An 18016-nucleotide genomic window follows, 5' to 3' on the forward strand; every position below is an offset into this window, starting at 1 on the left:
CGCGCCCCAAGTTTGGATCAGTCGTGTCTTTCGATCAAGCGAGCGTGCTGTCGATGCCCTTGCAGGCGGCGACGAGGCCTTTGACCGCGTCGACCGACTTGTCGAACATCGCCTGCTCGTCCTTGTTGAGCTTGATGTCGATGACCTTCTCGATGCCCTTGGCGCCGATCACGGTCGGCACGCCGACATAGAGACCGTCGAGGCCGAGCGCGCCTTTGACGTAAGCCGCGCAGGGCAGGACGCGCTTTTGGTCTTTCAGATAGGCTTCCGCCATCTCGATCGCCGAGGTGGCCGGGGCGTAGAAGGCCGAACCGGTCTTCAGCAGGCCCACGATCTCTGCGCCGCCGTCACGGGTGCGCTGGATGATCGCGTCGAGCTTCTCCTGCGTGGTCCAGCCCATCTGCACGAGGTCGGGCAGCGGGATGCCGCCAACGGTCGAGTAGCGTGCGAGCGGCACCATGGTGTCGCCGTGGCCGCCGAGCACGAAGGCGTTCACGTCACGCATCGAGACGCCGAATTCCAGCGACAGGAAGTGACGGAAACGGGCCGAGTCCAGAACGCCCGCCATGCCGACGACTTTCTCTGCCGGCAGGCCGGAGAACTGCTGCAGCGCCCAGACCATCGCGTCGAGCGGGTTGGTGATGCAGATGACGAAAGCGTCCGGTGCGTGGGCTGCGATGCCTTCGCCGACCGATTTCATGACCTTGAGGTTGATGCCCAGCAGATCGTCGCGGCTCATGCCCGGCTTGCGCGGAACGCCAGCCGTCACGATGCAGACATCCGCGCCCGCGATACCGGCGTAATCGTTGGTCCCCTTGAAGGAGCCGTCGAAGCCCTCGGACGGGCCCGATTCCGCGATGTCGAGCGCTTTGCCCTGCGGCGTACCTTCGGCGATATCGAACAGAACGACGTCACCGAGTTCCTTGATGGCGGCGAGATGGGCGAGCGTGCCGCCGATCTGGCCGGCGCCGATAAGGGCGATCTTGGGTCTGGCCATTTGGTCCTCCGGGTGGATGGATTGGAAAATAGATCGCAGGTGGAGTAGCTCTTTGGCTCGCAAAGGGCAAGGGCGCTGCGCTGCGGCGACACTGTTTGTATGCACTCGTATGCCGAAACTGTCCGCGCGCGTCCGCCCACGGTTCCGTTTCGTCACGTGCCGTGCAAGCAAGAGGGCAAGACGGGACAGAGCGATTCTGTGATCCGCAGGGAAGGGGGCATACGAATGGAGTTGAGCCTGCTCGGTTGGGCGCTTGCGCTGTTCGCCGCGGTGATGGTGGGGCTGTCGAAAGGCGGCATTCCGATGGCGGCCTCGCTCTCGGTCCCGATCCTGACGATCGTCATGCCTCCGGTCGCAGCGGCGGGACTCTTGCTGCCGGTCTATATCATCGCGGACATGTTCGGCCTCTGGGCCTATCGCAAGGAGTTCGACAAGCGGGTGCTCGCGATCATGATCCCGGCCACGACGCTCGGGATCGGCATTGGCTGGGCCACCGCCGAGGTCGTTTCCGAACGGTGGGTGACGTTGATGGTCGGCGTGATCGGTGCGGTCTTCGCGCTCAACGCGCTGTTCCGGCACCGGCATGGCGCGCGACAGGAGGCGAAAGTCGCGCCGGGCCTGTTCTGGGGCACCATCGCGGGCTTCACCAGCTTCGTCAGCCATTCCGGCGCGCCGCCGTTTCAGGCTTACACGATCCCGCTGAACCTGCCGAAACAGGTCTTCGCGGGCACGGCGACGGTGCTCTTTTCCTATGTGAACCTTGCGAAGCTCGGTCCCTTCATCGCGCTGGGCGAGGTGAACCTGGACAGCTTGGGCACCGCGCTGATCCTGGCGATCCCCGCCTCGGCCTCGGTATTCCTTGGTGTCTGGCTTGTGAAGCGCATGCCCACGGAGATTTTCTTCAAGGTGGTGATCTGGGCGCTTCTGCTGATCTCGCTGAAGCTGATCCAGCAAGCGATCACCGGGTGAGGGCGGCGCCTAGAGCGCCGCGTCCTTTTCCTTGAGCGTCCCGTCGAGTTCCTCGAACGCCTCGCCCGAGGCGATCAGGCAACTCACACCATCCGCCGGGGTGACGATGATCGTCCAGTTGCCCGCCTCGGCTGCGAAGATCTCCAGCACGGAGTTGTTCGACGAGAGCGCCACCATGCGGCGGCTCTCGTGATATTTCGCTTCGAGATTGGCCACGATCTCGTCTCGCTTGCCACAGGCGCGCGACGGATCAGACGGGTCCCGCGTCTCTCCGTAAGAAGCCTGTGCGAAGCCGATCGCTACGGCCAGGCCGAGCGTTAGCACATAAGTTTTGTTCAGCATTTTGATCCCTCTGAAGTCATCATCAAAGAGTGACGGCGTAGCTGTCAAGAAAGCTTTACGTCGCGACCCCGTATCGCTGGGCGCTGTGATTTTTCTGCGTTGCGGCAAATCGGGGCTTGCCGATTCTGTCCCATTCGTGCGATTTGGCGAAAGAAAATTGCGAGATGGAGAATCAAATGGCCCGCCCGACCCGTTCCGTGCTCTACATTCCCGGCTCGAAAGAGCGTGCGCTGGAGAAGGCCACCGGGCTTGCCTGTGACGCGATCATCTTCGATCTCGAAGACGCCGTGGCGATCGACGAGAAGGCCAATGCGCGCGCGCTGCTCGCGAAGACGCTGACCGAGGCCGATTACGGTCCGCGCATGAAGATCGTGCGGATCAACGGGCTCGACACCGAATGGGGGCGCGAGGACGTGCTGGCCTTCGCCGACGCGATCCGCAACGGCGCCAAGGTCGATGCGATCCTGATCCCGAAAGTCTCCACCCCCGCCGATCTTATCGCGGTAGCCGATCTCATTCAGGGCGTGCCGCTCTGGGCGATGATGGAGACCGCGCTGGGGATGCTCAACGCGGGCGAGATCGCGGCCTATCCACGGCTCGAAGGCATGGTGATGGGCACCAACGACCTCGCGAAGGAGTTAGGCAGCCGTTTCCGCGCCGACCGTCTGCCGATGCTGCCGGGGCTGGGCCTGTGCCTGCTGGCCGCGAAAGCCCACGGCAAGATCATCGTCGACGGCGTCTATAATGCCTTCAAGGATGACGAGGGGCTCAAACTCGAATGCGATCAGGGCCGCGACATGGGCTTCGACGGCAAGACGCTGATCCACCCGGCGCAGCTTGCGGTCTGTAATGCCGCCTTCGCGCCCTCGGAAGCCGAGATCGATCTCGCCCAGCGCCAGATCGCTGCCTTCGAGGAAGCCGAGAAGGCCGGGCAGGGGGTTGCGGTCGTGGATGGTAAGATCGTCGAGAATCTGCATATCGTCACCGCGCGGCAAGTCCTCGCCAAGGCGGAGGCGATTGCCGCGCTTGGCAGCTAAGAGGCAATCGCAATGGCACTACTCATCCTCGGCGTCCTGATCTGGTCGCTCGCACATCTGGCAAAACGGATCTTTCCGGGCTTCCGGCGCGCGCTCAAAGGGGCCGAGCGTCCGATGGTCGCCGCTCTCGTCCTGATCAGCCTCGTTCTGATGTTCGTCGGCTGGCGCGCCGCCGATCCGGTCTTCTACCTCTGGACGCCGAACGCGGCGCTCAAGGGGATCAACAACCTGCTGATGATCTTCGCGGTCTATCTGTTCGCGGTCTCGGGCATGAAGCTCTGGCTCAGCGGCAAGATCCGTCACCCGCAGCTGACCGGCGTGAAAACCTGGGCCTTGGCGCACCTGCTGGTCAATCCGACCCTGCCGGGGATCATCCTGTTCGGCGGTCTGCTGGCGTGGGCGGTGGTCGAGGTCATCCTGATCAACAAGGCGTCGAAGCCCGCCAAGGTCACGCCCGAGGTGAAGATGGGCAAGGAGATCGGCGGGATCGTCGGCACGCTGGTCCTCTACGGCCTGATCGCGGCGATCCACATCTGGTTCGGCCACAACCCGTTCGGAGCCTGATATGCAGATTTACCGCCTTCTGACCGAGGACGACACCTCGGCCTTTTGCCACAAGGTGAGCCTCGCGCTCTCGAAAGGCTGGGCGCTGCATGGCGATCCGCAATATGCCTTCGATCAGGCGAAGGGCGTGATGCGCTGTGCGCAGGCCGTGACCAAAGAGATCGAGGGGGAGTATCACCCCGACATGAAGCTGGGAGAGCAATGATGGGCAAGACCAATCCGGGCCGTTTCTTCGAGGATTACAAGCTGGGCGACGTGATCCGTCACGCCGTCCCGCGCACCGTGGCGGAAGGGGAGCGCGCGCTCTATCACGCGCTCTATCCTGCGCGCCATGCGCTCTATTCCTCGGACGAATTCGCGGCGGCCTGCGGATTGGAAGGCTCGCCGATCGACGATCTGATCGCCTTCCACGTGGTGTTCGGCAAGACCGTGCCGGATGTCTCGCTCAATGCGGTGGCCAATCTCGGCTATGCGGAAGGGCGCTGGCTGAAGCCGGTCTATCCGGGCGACACGCTGCGCTCGGAATCCGAAGTGATCGGGGTCAAGCAGAACTCAAACGGCAAGTCGGGCGTGGTCTATGTCCGCACCCGCGGGCTGAACCAGGTGGGCGAGACCGTGCTGGAATATGTCCGCTGGGTGATGGTGCGCAAAGGCGATCTGGATGCGCCTGCGCCCGAGACCGTGCTGCCCGATCTGGCATCGGTCGTGGCGCCTGCGGATCTGGTGGTTCCCGATGGGCTGAGCTTCGACGACTACGATTTCGATCTGGCGGGCGAGCCGCATCGCTGGGGTGATTACGAGATCGGCGAGAAGATCGACCATGTGGACGGCGTCACCATCGAGGAAGCCGAGCACATGATCGCCACGCGCCTGTGGCAGAACACCGCCAAGGTGCATTTCGACGCGACCTTCCGCGAGGACGGCCAGCGCCTGATCTATGGCGGGCACGTGATCTCGATGGCGCGGGCGCTGTCGTTCAACGGCTTGGCTAACGCGCAGATGATCGTGGCGCTCAATGGCGGGGCGCATGCCAATCCCTGCTTCTCGGGCGATACGGTTAAGGCATGGTCGGAAGTGCTCGACAAGGCCGAGACCGGCGCGCCCGGCGTGGGCGCGATCCGTCTGCGTCTGGTCGCCGTGAAGCAGGGCGCGCCCGAGTTCGCCTATAAGGGAGAAGACGGCAAATACCTGCCCGAGGTCCTGCTCGATCTCGACTACTGGGCACTGATGCCGATCTGAACTCGTCTCGAGAGACTCACTCGCGGGGGCAGGGCGCCCGCGAGCGTTAACATGTGATCACGCACAGAATTTATGTGATCACAAAGCGAATTTTTCGCCGTTCTTTATGCGCAAATGACAGGTTTTCAACCTTGCCCCCCGTGACTTGGGAGAATTTTGCGCTAGTAAAAGAGCCAATTCCGGCCAGCTCCGCGCCAGCGCGTGCCTCTTCCAGAGGCCGACGAGAGCGCCGAGCCCAGCGAAAAGGGACCGATCATGGCTGAAGCGAAACAGGTTGAGCGTCCGCTTTCCCCGCACCTTCAAATTTACCGCCCGCAGATGACGTCTTTCTCGTCGATCATGACGCGGATCACCGGCAACGGCATCATCGTCGGCGTGCTGCTGCTCGTCTGGTGGCTTCTCGCCGCCGCGACCAGCCCCGACTACTTCAACTTCGTGAACGCGATCGCGACCTCGTGGTTCGGCGATCTCGTCTTCACCCTGTCGTTGCTGGGCGTTTGGTATCACTACCTCGCCGGCATCCGGCACCTCATCTTCGATGCGGGTAAATACATGGACATCAAATCCGCCGAGATGCTCGGCTGGATCTGCACCATCGGTTCGGTCGTGCTGACCGTGCTGACCCTCATCATCATCCAATTCTGACGGAGGCCCTCATGCGTTACCTCACCGACCGCAAGCGCGCCGTGGGCAAGGGCGCCTCGGGCACCGGCCCCGAGCATCACTGGTGGATGTCGGCCTCGGCCGTGGCTCTCGCCTTCATGATCCCGACCTGGCTCTATATCGTCGGCACCACGCTCGGCGCCGATCAGCAGACCGTGATCACGACCTTCTCGAAGCCCTTCCCGGCCATCCTGACCGCGCTGGTCGTGATCGTCGGCATGCGCCACTTCGCGAAGGGCACTGAGATCTGGATCGAGGACTACATCCACGGCACCGCCGCAAAGGCGACCAAGATCGCGATGCATTCGCTGGCTTACGTGATCATGGCGACCGCACTCTATGCACTCGGCAAGATGGTCTTCATCGGCCTTCTGCTGGGCAACTGAACGGGACGAGATAATGGCTGCTTACGAATACGAAACGCATAATTACGACGTGGTCGTGGTCGGCGCCGGTGGCTCGGGTCTTCGCGCCACGCTCGGCATGGCCGAACAGGGCCTGCGCACCGCCTGCGTGACCAAGGTCTTCCCGACCCGCTCGCACACGGTCGCCGCACAGGGCGGCATCGCCGCCAGCTTGGGCAACATGGGCCCGGACAGCTGGCAGTGGCACATGTACGACACGATCAAGGGCTCGGACTGGCTCGGCGATAACGACGCGATGGAATACCTCGCGCGCCACGCCCCCAAAGCCGTCTACGAGCTCGAGCACTACGGCGTGCCGTTCTCGCGCACCGAAGAGGGCAAGATCTACCAGCGTCCCTTCGGCGGCCACACCACCGAATACGGTGAAGGCCCGCCCGTGCAGCGGACCTGTGCCGCCGCGGACCGCACCGGTCACGCGATCCTGCACACGCTCTACGGTCAGTCGCTGAAGAACAACGCAGAGTTCTACATCGAATATTTCGCGATCGACCTGATCATGTCCGATGACGGGCAGTGTCAGGGCGTCGTCTGCTGGAAGCTCGACGACGGCACCATGCACGTTTTCAACGCGAAGATGGTTGTGCTCGCGACCGGCGGTTACGGCCGCGCCTACTTCTCGGCCACCTCGGCCCATACCTGCACCGGCGACGGTGGCGGCATGGTCGCGCGGGCCGGTCTCGCACTGCAGGACATGGAATTCGTGCAGTTCCACCCGACCGGCATCTACGGCTCGGGCTGCCTGATCACCGAAGGCGCGCGCGGCGAGGGTGGTTACCTGACCAACTCCGAAGGCGAGCGCTTCATGGAACGCTACGCGCCGACCTATAAGGATCTGGCATCGCGCGACGTGGTGTCTCGCTGCATGACCATGGAGATCCGCGAAGGCCGCGGCGTGGGCGAGCACAAGGACCACATCTTCCTCAACCTCAGCCACCTTCCGCCGGAAGCTTTGGCCGAGCGTCTGCCGGGGATCTCGGAATCGGCGAAGATTTTCGCCGGCGTCGACGTCACGAAAGAGCCGATCCCGGTTCTGCCGACCGTGCACTACAACATGGGCGGCATTCCGACGAACTACCACGGCGAGGTCATCAACCCGAAAGAGGGCGACCCCGATGCGATCGTGCCCGGCCTGATGGCCGTGGGCGAGGCGGGTTCGGCGTCTGTGCACGGTGCCAACCGTCTGGGTTCGAACTCGCTGATCGACCTCGTGGTCTTCGGCCGCGCCGCCGCGATCCGCGCCGGTGAGGTCGTCGATCCGAACAGCTCCAACCCGGATATCCCGAAAGCCAAGATCGACGCGATCTTCGAGCGCTTCGACAAAGTGCGCTACGCCGATGGCGGCACGCCGACGGCTCAGCTGCGCGACGAGATGCAGCGCACGATGCAGGCGGATGCGGCGGTGTTCCGCACCGACAAGACGCTGGCCGAGGGTGTCGAGAAGATGAAGGCGGTCGCCGCGAAGCTCGACGATCTCAAGGTCACCGACCGCTCGCTGATCTGGAACTCGGACCTGATGGAAACGCTGGAACTCGAGAACCTGATGCCGAACGCGCTGGCGACCATCGTCGGGGCCGAGGCGCGCAAGGAAAGCCGCGGGGCGCACGCGCACGAGGACTATCCCGATCGCGACGACACCGAATGGCGCAAGCACTCGATCATGCATGTGGAAGGCGCGAACGTCGATCTGACCTTCCGCCCGGTCCACATGGACCCGCTGACCCCCGAGGATCAGGGCGGGATCGAGATCAAGAAGATCGCGCCGAAGAAGCGGGTCTACTGATGCGTCGCTCCGGTGAAATGCCGGAGCGGCCGCCCCGCCTCGGCGGGAGGCTTTCGCATGGCTGAAGTCAACTACCCGCCTCGGATCAATGTGCTTCTTCCGTGTAGTCGCCCCAGCAAGGGGCGCTTCTGGGGTGACCATTACTTTGGTCAATCTCTGGCGCGAGCGTTGAGAGACCTCGGTGCCGAAGTTTGGGTCGGCTATCGCGGGAAAGCGGTTCATATGCCGCATCTGCGTCGCGGTATCGATTTGGTTATCCGTGGGAAGCGCGGGCATTCAAGCTTGTGGCGGTCGCAATACCTCTGGGTCATTTCGCAACATGAGCGTATAAGTGACGCTGATCTGCGGCGAGCGCGTCATGTGTTTTCTGCGTCGAGTTCCTATGCAGAGGAACTGCAAGGGCGTGGGATCAGTGCAAGCTGGCTACCACAATGTACGGACCGGTATGTGTTCTCACCTGACCATGCCCGAGCGGACCTCGCTCGCGAGGTTATTTCGGTTGGTAATCTTCGCGGCGCTTACCGGCGTGAGATCGTCTCGGCATGTATTGCTGACGGGCTCCCGCTCAAAATCTGGGGCATGAATTGGAAGGGCGCGGTCCCCGACGAGAATCTCGGCGGCAGGCATATCCCGAATTCTGAACTTGGGGCCTACTACGCCTCGGCAAAGGTTGTCCTCAACGACCACGAGCCGCAAATGGCACGCGGACATTTCGCCTCCAACAGGGTATATGATGTTCTCGCTTCGGGAGCGACCCTCGTAACCGATTGTATCGACGGCATTCCGGAAGACCTGCGTCGGCATGTGTATGGATATGTCGGCGCCGAGAGCGCACCCGTGGCCGTTCGGGAAGCTCTGGAGGCACCGCGTGGATCGAACGAGATCGCCGAACACGTGCTTCAAAACCACAGTTTCCATAATCGCGCCATGCAGATATTGCAGACTGTAGCTCCTACTTTCGCTGCAAGTGTGCCCTTCAAGGGTGTCGTCTCGAAGTTACCCGTAGCGACGGCTTGCCTTAGCATGATGGCGCTTGCGGCCTGCGGACCGATCCCAGTCGAACAGGCCGAAGCTCAATGTTACGCTCGATATGCCCCGAAATCGCCGGTGTCCGGCGAGGCCGGGATGGGCGTTACCAATGACGGCTTTCGTTCGAATCTGAAAGTCGAACTCAATGTCGGCACCTACGTTCAGGGCGATCCATCATCCGCCTATGACACATGTGTCTATAGAAAATCTGGTCGGATGCCTACGCGTCCGCTCTATTCGTACTGACGAAAGGGACATCTCATGGTTCAGTTCACGCTTCCGAAGAATTCCAAGATCCGCGTCGGCAAGACCTGGCCGAAGCCGGATGGCAAGAATATCCGCAAGTTCCAGATCTATCGCTGGGACCCGGATACCGGGGAGAACCCGCGTCTCGACACCTATTTCATTGATATGGATAAGTGCGGGCCGATGGTTCTCGACGCGCTCTTGAAGATCAAGAACGAGATCGACCCGACGCTGACCTTCCGCCGCTCCTGCCGCGAAGGCATCTGTGGCTCCTGTGCGATGAACATCGACGGGATCAACACGCTGGCCTGTATCTACGGCCTCGACGAGATCAAGGGCGACGTGAAGATCTACCCGCTGCCGCACATGCCGGTGGTGAAAGACCTTATCCCCGACCTGACCATGTTCTACGCCCAGCACGCGTCGATCATGCCGTGGCTCGAGACCAAGACGAACCGTCCCGAGAAGGAATGGCGTCAGTCTATCGAAGACCGCAAGAAGCTCGACGGTCTGTATGAGTGCGTCATGTGCGCATCCTGCTCGACGTCCTGCCCGAGCTACTGGTGGAACGGCGACAAGTATCTCGGCCCGGCAGCGCTGCTGCACGCCTATCGCTGGATCATCGACTCGCGCGACGAAGCGACGGCAGAGCGTCTCGATCAGCTCGAAGACCCCTTCAAGCTCTATCGCTGCCACACGATCATGAACTGCACCAAGACCTGCCCGAAAGGTCTGAACCCGGCGAAAGCGATCGCCGAGATCAAGCGGATGCAGGTCAACCGGGTCGTCTGATCCGATGCATATATTGGGGTGAGCCTATGGTTCACCCTCAACGATTTGTGGAAGGGGCGGCGCGAGCCGCCCTTTTTGCTGCGTTGCGGCAAATGCATATCGCACATGCAGCATTTTGGGTTTGATTCCGCGGAAAAATCCCTAAATCGGGTGGCAGGGAGGAACTCGAAACGTGACTGGAGAGAGTTCCATGGTCGATATCGTCAAATTCCCCAAAGGGGCGCAACCGATCCAGGTGGCCGAAGAGCATCTGGCCTACTACACCCCTGAGAAGTCCACGCCCCTATTCATCCCGACTGCGAAGACCGAAAATACCGACGGTCTCGAAGCGGTCGAGCTGATGTACGAGTATTACACCGCGGCTTGAGCGGTGACCTCCCGAAGAGTTCTGTCGTGACTGCCCCGGCTCTCCGCCGGGGTTTTTCTTTGTCTGACGCTCAGGTCAGCGCGACAACGAGCGTATGGGCCGCCATGTAGATCACGATCAGCGACCCGACCGTGTAGAAGGTCGCGCGGATTTCATGCGATTGCGCCGTCGCATAGGCCCAGAAATGCGCCAGCCGCGCGATGACAAACCCGTAGAGCAAGGTCTGTGCGAGCCACAGGGCAGGGTCGATCAGCACGAACAGGAACCCCGCGACCCAGAACGCGGGAATATTTTCCAAGTCGTTCCGATGCATGCGGCGCGAGCGGTCGACGTAGTCGTTGAGCGCCAATTGGGATGGATCCGGTGCCCGGTTGATGAGGCCGGGGCGCAGATCCTCGGGGCTGGCGAGCCCGGAATTGCTTTTCAGCATGCGATAGACGGTCATCCAGCCTTGGCCCATGACCTTGAGCACCATGAGCGCGGCCGCGATGACATAGGTCGCGAGAACGGGGTTTTGCATGCTGAGGTGATCCAAGGTCCGCTCCTGATCTCTTGGCCATCCGAAGGGGTGGACCAATGTGCTTACCATTGGTAAGGATAAACTTACCTTTGGTAAGTCGTCAAGGAATTCGAGCATGGCCACGCCCAAGACAGACGCTGAGATCCTGAAAATCGCGCGCGACATTCTCGCGACCGAAGGGCTTGGTGGCGTGTCTTTCGATGCCATCGCCCGCAGGCTAGGACGTTCGAAACAGGCGGTGCTCTACTGGTATCCGACCAAACAGGCGCTTCTGGCGGCGATGTATCTACCCTGGCTCGAAGCGGAGACGGAAGCGGGTCTGGAGGCGTTGCGATCCGCCCCCGAGGGCAGGGCGGCTATCGTAGGATTCGTGCGGGCCATCGCGGCGTTTCACTTCAGAGACCTCGACCGGTTCCGGGCGATGTATCTCATGCCGCAGACCCTGAAGCGGACCGGGCAGGACGCGACAGCCGCCGGGTTCGTGGCGCAAGTTCACCCCGTAACGGACCGCCTGTATTCCGCGCTTGCGGATCACTGCGGAGGCGACCGCCAGCAAGCCGTTGCGATCCATTCGGCGGTTCTGGGGATGGTGATGCTCTTCGGGCTTGCAGACAGTCTCGATGATCCACTGAAACATTCGCAAGACGAGATGACGGAGGCGCTGATATCGCGCCTCACCGGAGCGAAGTAAGGCCAGTCTTCAAACACGATCCTCGCGGAGATGCCTTTTCATTTCCCGCCAGACAGGCAGAGTGGCGGCAATAAGGAGGCCCCCATGCACCCAACGCCCCAGTTTTCTGCGCCCGGTGATGCCGAAGCCCGCCGCGATATCGCGCCGGTGATCTGTTACCCGACCGATGCGCTGCCCACGCCGGATCTGTCCGCCTATCGCACGGCGCGTGACGGCTGGGAGAAGATCGCCGATCTGCGCGTACCCCCGCGCGAGGCGTTGGCCTTCGACGTGCCCGCCGGGCATTTCTTCCGCATCGCTTCGGTCGAGGGGCCGCAGGTGGGCGATCTGAACCTGTTCTCGGCGGACCTGTCCGAACGGTTCTATTCCGGCAAGACGCGCGCGCTGCATGGCACGCATCTGAGCCGCGGCGACCGGATGTGGTCGAGCTTTCCGACGATGCGCCCGCTCGCGACGATCACCGAGGATACGCTCGACTGGTATGGCATCGACGCCTTCGGCGGCGCGGTCCATGACGTGATCGGCACGCGCTGCGATCCTTATACGCATTGTCTGCTGTCCGATGGCGGGCAGTATCACCATTGCTGCCATTCGAACCTGACCCGCGCGCTGGCCGAGGCTCGCGATCTGCCGCTGCGCGAGGCTGAGGCACTGGTGCATGACGTGCTCAACGTTTTCATGTGCACCGGCTTCACGCGCGACACCGGGCAGTATTTCATGAAAGCGAGCCCGGTGCGCCCCGGCGATTACCTCGAATTCTTCGCAGAGACCGATCTGCTGGGCGTGCTCTCGGCCTGTCCGGGCGGGGATTGCTCGTCCGAGCACAGCTCGGATACGGCGGCCTGCTTTCCGCTGGGCGTCGAAATCTACCGCCCGAAATCAGCGCCCGAGGGTTGGGCGCCGCCTGCGCCCAACGCCTACGACCGCAGCCACGGGCTTTAACGGTTCGAGGTCAGCGAGACAAAGACTTCCTCCAGCCCCGGCTGTTCGCTCGCGATGTCGCGAATCTCGACATCGGCTGCGCGCAGCGCATCGAGGATATCCTCCGCCGAGGTCTGCTCGCGCGAGTAGGAAAACGCCATCTGCCCGCCCGCGCGGGTTTCCATGGTGACGCCTTCGGGCAGGCGAATCTCTTGGCTAACCTCATTGCGCGGCTCGACCACCAGCGCCTTGCGGTCCATCCGCTTGAGCAGGTTCGGCGTGGTGTCGCGCACGATCAGCTCGCCATTGTTGATGATCGCGATCTCGTCGCACATCTCCTCGGCTTCCTCGAGGTAGTGCGTCGTCAGAATGATCGTCATGCCCTGCTCGTTGAGCTTGCGCACATTGCGCCACAGCATCGCGCGCAGCTCGATATCGACGCCTGCGGTCGGCTCGTCCAGCACGAGGATCTGCGGGCGGTGCACCAGTGCCTTGGCCAGCAAAAGCCGCCGCTTCATCCCGCCCGAGAGGTTGCGCGCATAGGCCTCGGCCTTGTCCGACAGCCCCACCAGTTCGAGAATCTCATCGGTCCAGCGCTCGGATTTCGGCACGCCGTAAAGCCCCGCCTGCATCTCCAGCGCCGCGCGCGGCGTGAAGAACGGGTCCATATTCAGCTCCTGCGGCATCACCCCGATCGCGGCGCGCGACTGGCGCGGGTTCACGTCCTGATCGAAGCCCCAGATCACGACGCGCCCGTCGGTTTTCTTCACCAGACCCGCAAGAATATTGATCAGCGTCGACTTTCCGGCCCCGTTCGGCCCGAGCAGCCCGAAGATCGAGCCTTCCGGGATCGACAGGTCGAGCCCTTTCAATGCTTCCTTCGGTGCCTGCTTCTTGCCGCCTGCATAGGTCTTGCGCAGCCCGGTAACTTCGATTGCCTGCTGTTCCAACTTGCCCCGCCTTTCGCGATTGCTAGAATGAAGCCCAAATTCAGGGCGCGGTTTTCGTGCCTTATATAGACGGAGCATCCATGACTGCCACCCATTCGCCTAATGCCCCCGAGGCACCCGAGACCGAGGTCGTCACCACTTGGAAGGTCGCCTGCGATGGCGGCGAGGGGGCGTTGGGTCATCCGCGCGTCTGGCTGTCGATTCCGCGTGATACCGGTTTCGTCGAATGCGGCTATTGCGACAAGAAATATGTGATCGACCGCGATCACGCGCATGACGATCACTGAGCCACTTTTGCCGCCCGAGCGCGCGGCGCGGGTGAAAGCCAGCGCGGCGCGGCTCGACTTCGAAGATCCGTCGCTGTTTCGCGACGCCTTCGCGCGGCTCTTCGCGGTCCATCCCGAGCTTGATCAGGTGTTGCCCAACAGCGAAGGCGGGCAGCAGCTGAAATATGCCGCGATGATGGAGGTGATCCTCTCCACGCTCGATCCGCCCGAGGAGCAGGAGCTGGAACTGCCCGGCCTCGGTCAGATGCATGTGCTGTTCGGAGCCGAGCCGGACTATTACGTGTGGCTGTCAGAGGCGGTGATCGCAGGCCTCGCGGCCAAGCTGGGCGATCAGTGGTCGCCCGAGTTGGCCGCCGACTGGGCCGAGTTGTTCAGCAAGGTCTCGGCTCAGATGATCGCGGGCGCCGAGGCGCTGGAAGATCAGTTCTAGGCGCCGGTCTGCCTGCCGCGCCTCACTTGTCCTTCTTCGCCGCCGCCTTCATCCGTTCGAGCAGCGCAGCTTTCGGGTCTTTCTTCCCGTAAGGCGTCTTGTCGGAGCCATAGGCGTTGTGCTCGGCATGTTTGGGCGTGTTCTTCGGCGGCTTCGCGCCACCCATCTTGGAATAATCCATCGGTTCGATCCTTTGCGGCTGCCGCTTGAGATGGGGGATTTCAGGGGAGCTGGCAAGGGCTCTCCGCATATCCTTGGGCACGGGCGACCAGCCCGACCCTCCCCCCGGGAGGGCGCATTGGCGATGGTGCGCGGGCCCGGCGGTCTTTCGGGCTTGCGAGATGAACTGCCCAAATCAGACGACAGCGAAGCGCCCACCCAAGGCTCGGGCGCGGCCCTTGTCGCGAAACTCAATCGCCACCCCTGCGCCGCGAAGCGCGGCGCGTTCGCCGCTGAAGGCTTCCACTGGAATCCTTCCGAGACGCGGCTCACCCCCCGATCCTCTTCCCCTCCGCACCCCCCTGTGGCACAACCGGGGCCAACGCGCGAAGGAGGGCTCTCGCAATGGCATTCGGCAAAGGCTGTCACCTGCATCTTATCGACGGTTCGGCCTTCATTTTCCGCGCCTATCACGCGCTGCCGCCGCTCACGCGCAAGTCCGATGGGTTGCCGATCGGGGCGGTCGCGGGCTTTTGCAACATGCTGTGGAAATACATCGAAGACGCCAAGGGTTCGGACGCGCCGACCCATGCGGCGGTGATCTTCGACAAGGGCAGCCACACCTTCCGCAACGACCTCTACGATCAATACAAGGCCAATCGCGACGAGATGCCCGAGGAACTGCGCCCGCAGATCCCGCTGACCCGCGACGCGACCAAAGCGTTCAACATCGCCTGCGAGGAACTGGCGGGCTACGAGGCCGACGACATCATCGCGACGCTTGCCCGTCAGGGCCGGGAGGCGGGCGGCCGCGTGACGATCATCTCCTCGGACAAGGACTTGATGCAGCTCGTCGGCGGCGGCGTCGAGATGTTCGACGCGATGAAGAACCGCGCCATCGGCGTCGAGGAGGTCGAGGCCAAGTTCGGCGTCGGCCCCGAGCGCGTGATCGACGTGCAGGCGCTGGCCGGCGACTCGGTCGACAACATCCCCGGCGCGCCCGGCATCGGTGTGAAAACGGCGGCGCTCCTTATCAACGAATATGGCGATCTGGAAACGCTGCTGGAGCGCGCCTCCGAGATCAAGCAACCCAAGCGCCGCGAGACGCTGATCGAGAAGGCCGACCAGATTCGCCTCTCGAAGCAGCTCGTGACGCTCGACGACCAGACGCCCATCGAGTTCACGCTCGACGATCTGGAAATCCGCGAGCCCGATGTGGACACGCTGATGGGCTTCCTCAACGAGATGGAATTCCGCACGCTGACCCGCCGCGTGGCCGACAAATTCGGCGCCGAGCCGCCGCCCGCGCCGGAAGTCTCGGACGTGCCGGCGAGCCACGACAACGCGGCGCCCGAGGTCGAGCAACCGCCCTTCGATCCCGACAGCTATATCTGCATCCGCGATGCCGAGACGCTGACGCAATGGCTCGATGCGGCCCGCGCGAAGGGCTGGGTCGCGGTCGATACCGAGACCACCTCGCTCAACGAGATGCAGGCCGAACTCGTGGGCGTGTCGCTTGCCATCGAGGCGGGGAAAGCGGCCTATCTGCCGCTCGGGCACAGCAAAGGCGAAGGCGATCTGTTCGGCGGAGCCGAGCGCGTCGAAGGGCAGATGGACCTCAAAGAGGCGCTCGCGCTGCTCAAGCCCGTGCTGGAGGATCCGGCGATCCTGAAAATCGGCCAGAACATGAAGTACGACTTCAAGATCTTCGCCCGCCACGGCATCCGCGTCGCGCCGATCGACGACACGATGCTGATGTCCTACGCGATGTTCTCGGGGCTGCACGGTCACGGGATGGATGCGCTTTCGGATCGCTATCTCAACCACCAGCCGATCCCGATCAAGGAACTGATCGGCTCCGGGAAGAGCCAGATCACCTTTGACAAGGTCGAGATCGACAAGGCCACGCGCTACGCCGCCGAGGACGCCGATATCACGCTGCGCCTCTGGCAGCAGTTCAAGCCGCGGCTCCATCGCGAGCGCGTCACCACCGTCTACGAGACGCTGGAGCGCCCGATGGTCCCGGTGCTCGCCGATATGGAAATGGCTGGCGTGAAGGTCGACGCCTCGGTGCTGTCGCGCATGTCGAATGCGTTTGCGCAGAAAATGGCGCAGCTCGAAGACGAGATCGCCGAGATCGCGGGCCAGCCCTTCAATGTCGGCTCGCCCAAACAGCTGGGCGAGATCCTGTTCGACACGATGGGCGTCGAGGGCGGCAAGAAGGGCAAGACCGGGGCTTACGGCACCGGGGCGGATGTGCTCGAAGACGTGACCACGATGGAAGACACCAACCCGCAGGCTGCGAAGCTGGCGGCAAGGGTGCTCGACTGGCGGCAGATCTCGAAGCTGAAATCGACCTATACGGATGCGCTGCAAACCCATGTGAACCCGGATACGGGCCGCGTTCACACCTCCTATTCCATCGCGGGCGCGAACACGGGGCGTCTGGCCTCGACCGATCCGAACCTGCAAAACATCCCCGTGCGCTCCGAGGAAGGCCGCCGCATCCGCGAGGCGTTTGTCGCGCGCGAGGGCTGCACGATCGTCTCGCTCGACTATTCCCAGATCGAGCTGCGCATCCTCGCCCATGTCGCGGATCTTCCCGAGATGCGCGAGGCCTTCAAGGAGGGCTTGGACATTCACGCAGCCACCGCGTCCGAGATGTTCGACGTGCCGCTCGACCAGATGACGCCCGAGATCCGCCGTCAGGCGAAGGCGATCAATTTCGGTGTGATCTACGGGATTTCCGGCTTCGGTCTGGCGCGCAACCTGCGCATCCCGCGCGCCGAGGCGCAGGGCTTCATCGACCGCTATTTCGAGCGTTTCCCCGGTATCCGCAAATACATGGACGACACCGTGGCCTTCGCGAAAGAGCACAAATTCGTCCAGACCCTGTTTGGGCGCAAAATCCACACGCCGGATATCGGCGCGAAGGGGCCGTCGGCGGGCTTCGCCAAGCGCGCGGCAATCAACGCACCGATCCAGGGGGCAGCCGCCGATATCATCCGCCGCGCGATGGTACGGATGCCTCAGGCGATCGAGGGTATTCCCGCGCGGATGCTGCTACAGGTGCATGACGAATTGATCTTCGAGGTCGAGGATGCGGCCGTCGACGACCTGATCAAGACCGCCCGGGCCACGATGGAAGGCGCGGCGGAGCCGGTGATGAAGCTCACGGTACCGCTCGTCGTCGATGCGGGGCAGGGGGAAAGCTGGGCCGCCGCTCACTGAGCCGCGGGCTGACGCACCAGCAGATTGGTCACGCGCCGGGCGATCGGCGCGACGATCAGCACCGACGGGTAGGCGAGGATCCAGCTCGAAATCCAGCTCGAGCCCCAAAGCGCCAGGAAGTCCTCGGCCATCCCGGCCGCGCGGAAGGTGGCGACGCCCGAGACCAGAAGCGACATGATCCCGGAGAGGATCAGGCTGAACAACAGATGGGCGTAGCGGGCGGGGATCATCGGGGTCACCTCATGTGGCCGGGAGTTGCAAGGCTCGCATTTTGGTGAACTGCGCGTGATCGGGCAACGCACAAGCCCGTGTGTATCTTCGCGCAGCCCTGCTCAGGCGCATTGACCCTGCCGCATGGCAATGTTGAGACTGCGGAA

Annotated in this window: 22 protein-coding genes; 16 read left to right on the forward strand and 6 right to left on the reverse strand. The window is 62.8% G+C overall.

Features of this window, described 5'->3' with window-relative positions:
• Positions 1 to 34 precede the first annotated feature (34 nt).
• On the reverse strand, positions 35 to 997 hold the full coding sequence (gene mdh / locus AXZ77_RS05075; RefSeq protein ID WP_078539780.1) for a malate dehydrogenase: 963 nt from the start codon (positions 995 to 997) through the stop codon (positions 35 to 37).
• 225 nt (positions 998 to 1222) lie between these two features.
• On the opposite strand from mdh, the gene AXZ77_RS05080 reads away from it, so the two are divergent.
• Positions 1223 to 1966: a sulfite exporter TauE/SafE family protein gene (locus AXZ77_RS05080; protein WP_098410300.1), complete on the forward strand. Its 744-nt coding sequence runs from the start codon at positions 1223 to 1225 to the stop codon at positions 1964 to 1966.
• 9 nt (positions 1967 to 1975) lie between these two features.
• On the opposite strand, the gene AXZ77_RS05085 is transcribed toward AXZ77_RS05080, so the two are convergent.
• On the reverse strand, positions 1976 to 2308 hold the full coding sequence (locus AXZ77_RS05085; RefSeq protein ID WP_255266417.1) for a hypothetical protein: 333 nt from the start codon (positions 2306 to 2308) through the stop codon (positions 1976 to 1978).
• A 164-nt stretch (positions 2309 to 2472) separates the two neighbouring features.
• Here AXZ77_RS05085 and AXZ77_RS05090 point away from each other — a divergent pair, with 164 nt between their 5' ends.
• From AXZ77_RS05090 to AXZ77_RS19505, 10 genes are all read left to right on the forward strand, one after another.
• On the forward strand, positions 2473 to 3345 hold the full coding sequence (locus AXZ77_RS05090; RefSeq protein WP_098410301.1) for a CoA ester lyase: 873 nt from the start codon (positions 2473 to 2475) through the stop codon (positions 3343 to 3345).
• Positions 3346 to 3357: 12 nt separating this feature from the next.
• Positions 3358 to 3909, forward strand: coding sequence for an NnrU family protein (locus tag AXZ77_RS05095; RefSeq protein WP_098410302.1), 552 nt, complete (start codon positions 3358 to 3360; stop codon positions 3907 to 3909).
• A 1-nt stretch (position 3910) separates the two neighbouring features.
• Entirely contained in the window at positions 3911 to 4114 is a 204-nt protein-coding gene (locus AXZ77_RS05100; protein WP_098410303.1) for a DUF1737 domain-containing protein, read from the forward strand.
• Positions 4114 to 5148 (forward strand): MaoC family dehydratase, encoded by a 1035-nt coding sequence (locus AXZ77_RS05105; protein ID WP_098410304.1) that lies wholly within the window; start codon positions 4114 to 4116, stop codon positions 5146 to 5148. Before AXZ77_RS05100 ends, AXZ77_RS05105 begins: the two co-directional genes overlap by 1 nt.
• Positions 5149 to 5403: 255 nt before the next feature.
• On the forward strand, positions 5404 to 5793 hold the full coding sequence (gene sdhC, locus AXZ77_RS05110; protein ID WP_075776227.1) for a succinate dehydrogenase, cytochrome b556 subunit: 390 nt from the start codon (positions 5404 to 5406) through the stop codon (positions 5791 to 5793).
• An 11-nt stretch (positions 5794 to 5804) separates the two neighbouring features.
• Complete coding sequence (locus AXZ77_RS05115; protein WP_075776184.1) at positions 5805 to 6197, forward strand: succinate dehydrogenase, hydrophobic membrane anchor protein; 393 nt, start codon at positions 5805 to 5807, stop codon at positions 6195 to 6197.
• Positions 6198 to 6210: 13 nt separating this feature from the next.
• Complete coding sequence (sdhA, locus tag AXZ77_RS05120) at positions 6211 to 8016, forward strand: succinate dehydrogenase flavoprotein subunit (protein ID WP_098410305.1); 1806 nt, start codon at positions 6211 to 6213, stop codon at positions 8014 to 8016.
• A 57-nt stretch (positions 8017 to 8073) separates the two neighbouring features.
• Entirely contained in the window at positions 8074 to 9291 is a 1218-nt protein-coding gene (locus AXZ77_RS19285) for a glycosyltransferase (RefSeq protein WP_141536227.1), read from the forward strand.
• Between the two features lie 15 nt (positions 9292 to 9306).
• A complete protein-coding gene (locus AXZ77_RS05135) occupies positions 9307 to 10083 on the forward strand; it encodes a succinate dehydrogenase iron-sulfur subunit (RefSeq protein ID WP_075776181.1) in 777 nt (258 codons plus the stop codon).
• Between the two features lie 190 nt (positions 10084 to 10273).
• Positions 10274 to 10450 carry a hypothetical protein gene (locus AXZ77_RS19505; RefSeq protein WP_176535966.1) on the forward strand — a complete coding sequence of 59 codons (177 nt, stop codon included), beginning with the start codon at positions 10274 to 10276 and terminating at the stop codon, positions 10448 to 10450.
• Positions 10451 to 10520: 70 nt separating this feature from the next.
• Here the strand turns inward: AXZ77_RS19505 and AXZ77_RS05140 are convergent, their stop codons facing one another.
• Positions 10521 to 10985: an MAPEG family protein gene (locus AXZ77_RS05140; RefSeq protein WP_098410308.1), complete on the reverse strand. Its 465-nt coding sequence runs from the start codon at positions 10983 to 10985 to the stop codon at positions 10521 to 10523.
• 100 nt (positions 10986 to 11085) lie between these two features.
• Between AXZ77_RS05140 and AXZ77_RS05145 the strand changes: the two genes are divergently transcribed.
• Complete coding sequence (locus AXZ77_RS05145; RefSeq protein WP_098410309.1) at positions 11086 to 11661, forward strand: TetR/AcrR family transcriptional regulator; 576 nt, start codon at positions 11086 to 11088, stop codon at positions 11659 to 11661.
• An 84-nt stretch (positions 11662 to 11745) separates the two neighbouring features.
• Entirely contained in the window at positions 11746 to 12603 is an 858-nt protein-coding gene (locus AXZ77_RS05150; RefSeq protein ID WP_098410310.1) for a DUF1989 domain-containing protein, read from the forward strand.
• Here AXZ77_RS05150 and AXZ77_RS05155 read toward each other — a convergent pair.
• Positions 12600 to 13532, reverse strand: a complete 933-nt coding sequence (locus AXZ77_RS05155) for an ABC transporter ATP-binding protein (protein WP_255266418.1) — start codon at positions 13530 to 13532, stop codon at positions 12600 to 12602. The genes AXZ77_RS05150 and AXZ77_RS05155 overlap by 4 nt on opposite strands.
• 80 nt (positions 13533 to 13612) lie before the next feature.
• On the opposite strand from AXZ77_RS05155, the gene AXZ77_RS05160 reads away from it, so the two are divergent.
• Both AXZ77_RS05160 and AXZ77_RS05165 read left to right on the forward strand, forming a co-directional pair.
• Positions 13613 to 13819, forward strand: a complete 207-nt coding sequence (locus tag AXZ77_RS05160) for a zinc-finger domain-containing protein (protein ID WP_078519710.1) — start codon at positions 13613 to 13615, stop codon at positions 13817 to 13819.
• Positions 13806 to 14249 carry a globin domain-containing protein gene (locus AXZ77_RS05165; protein ID WP_098410312.1) on the forward strand — a complete coding sequence of 148 codons (444 nt, stop codon included), beginning with the start codon at positions 13806 to 13808 and terminating at the stop codon, positions 14247 to 14249. The genes AXZ77_RS05160 and AXZ77_RS05165 overlap by 14 nt, the downstream gene beginning before the upstream one ends.
• Before the next feature lie 22 nt (positions 14250 to 14271).
• On the opposite strand, the gene AXZ77_RS19510 is transcribed toward AXZ77_RS05165, so the two are convergent.
• Positions 14272 to 14430 carry a hypothetical protein gene (locus tag AXZ77_RS19510; RefSeq protein ID WP_176535967.1) on the reverse strand — a complete coding sequence of 53 codons (159 nt, stop codon included), beginning with the start codon at positions 14428 to 14430 and terminating at the stop codon, positions 14272 to 14274.
• Between the two features lie 383 nt (positions 14431 to 14813).
• On the opposite strand from AXZ77_RS19510, the gene polA reads away from it, so the two are divergent.
• Positions 14814 to 17639, forward strand: coding sequence for a DNA polymerase I (gene polA / locus AXZ77_RS05170; protein ID WP_098410313.1), 2826 nt, complete (start codon positions 14814 to 14816; stop codon positions 17637 to 17639).
• On the opposite strand, the gene AXZ77_RS05175 is transcribed toward polA, so the two are convergent.
• The gene (locus AXZ77_RS05175; protein WP_098410314.1) at positions 17633 to 17869 is read right to left on the reverse strand and encodes a DUF2798 domain-containing protein; all 237 of its coding nucleotides are present in this window, start codon (positions 17867 to 17869) and stop codon (positions 17633 to 17635) included. The genes polA and AXZ77_RS05175 overlap by 7 nt on opposite strands.
• Positions 17870 to 18016 lie beyond the last annotated feature (147 nt).

The sequence above is a fragment of the Thioclava sp. ES.031 genome, from assembly GCF_002563775.1.
In the GTDB taxonomy this organism is placed as follows: Bacteria; Pseudomonadota; Alphaproteobacteria; order Rhodobacterales; family Rhodobacteraceae; genus Thioclava.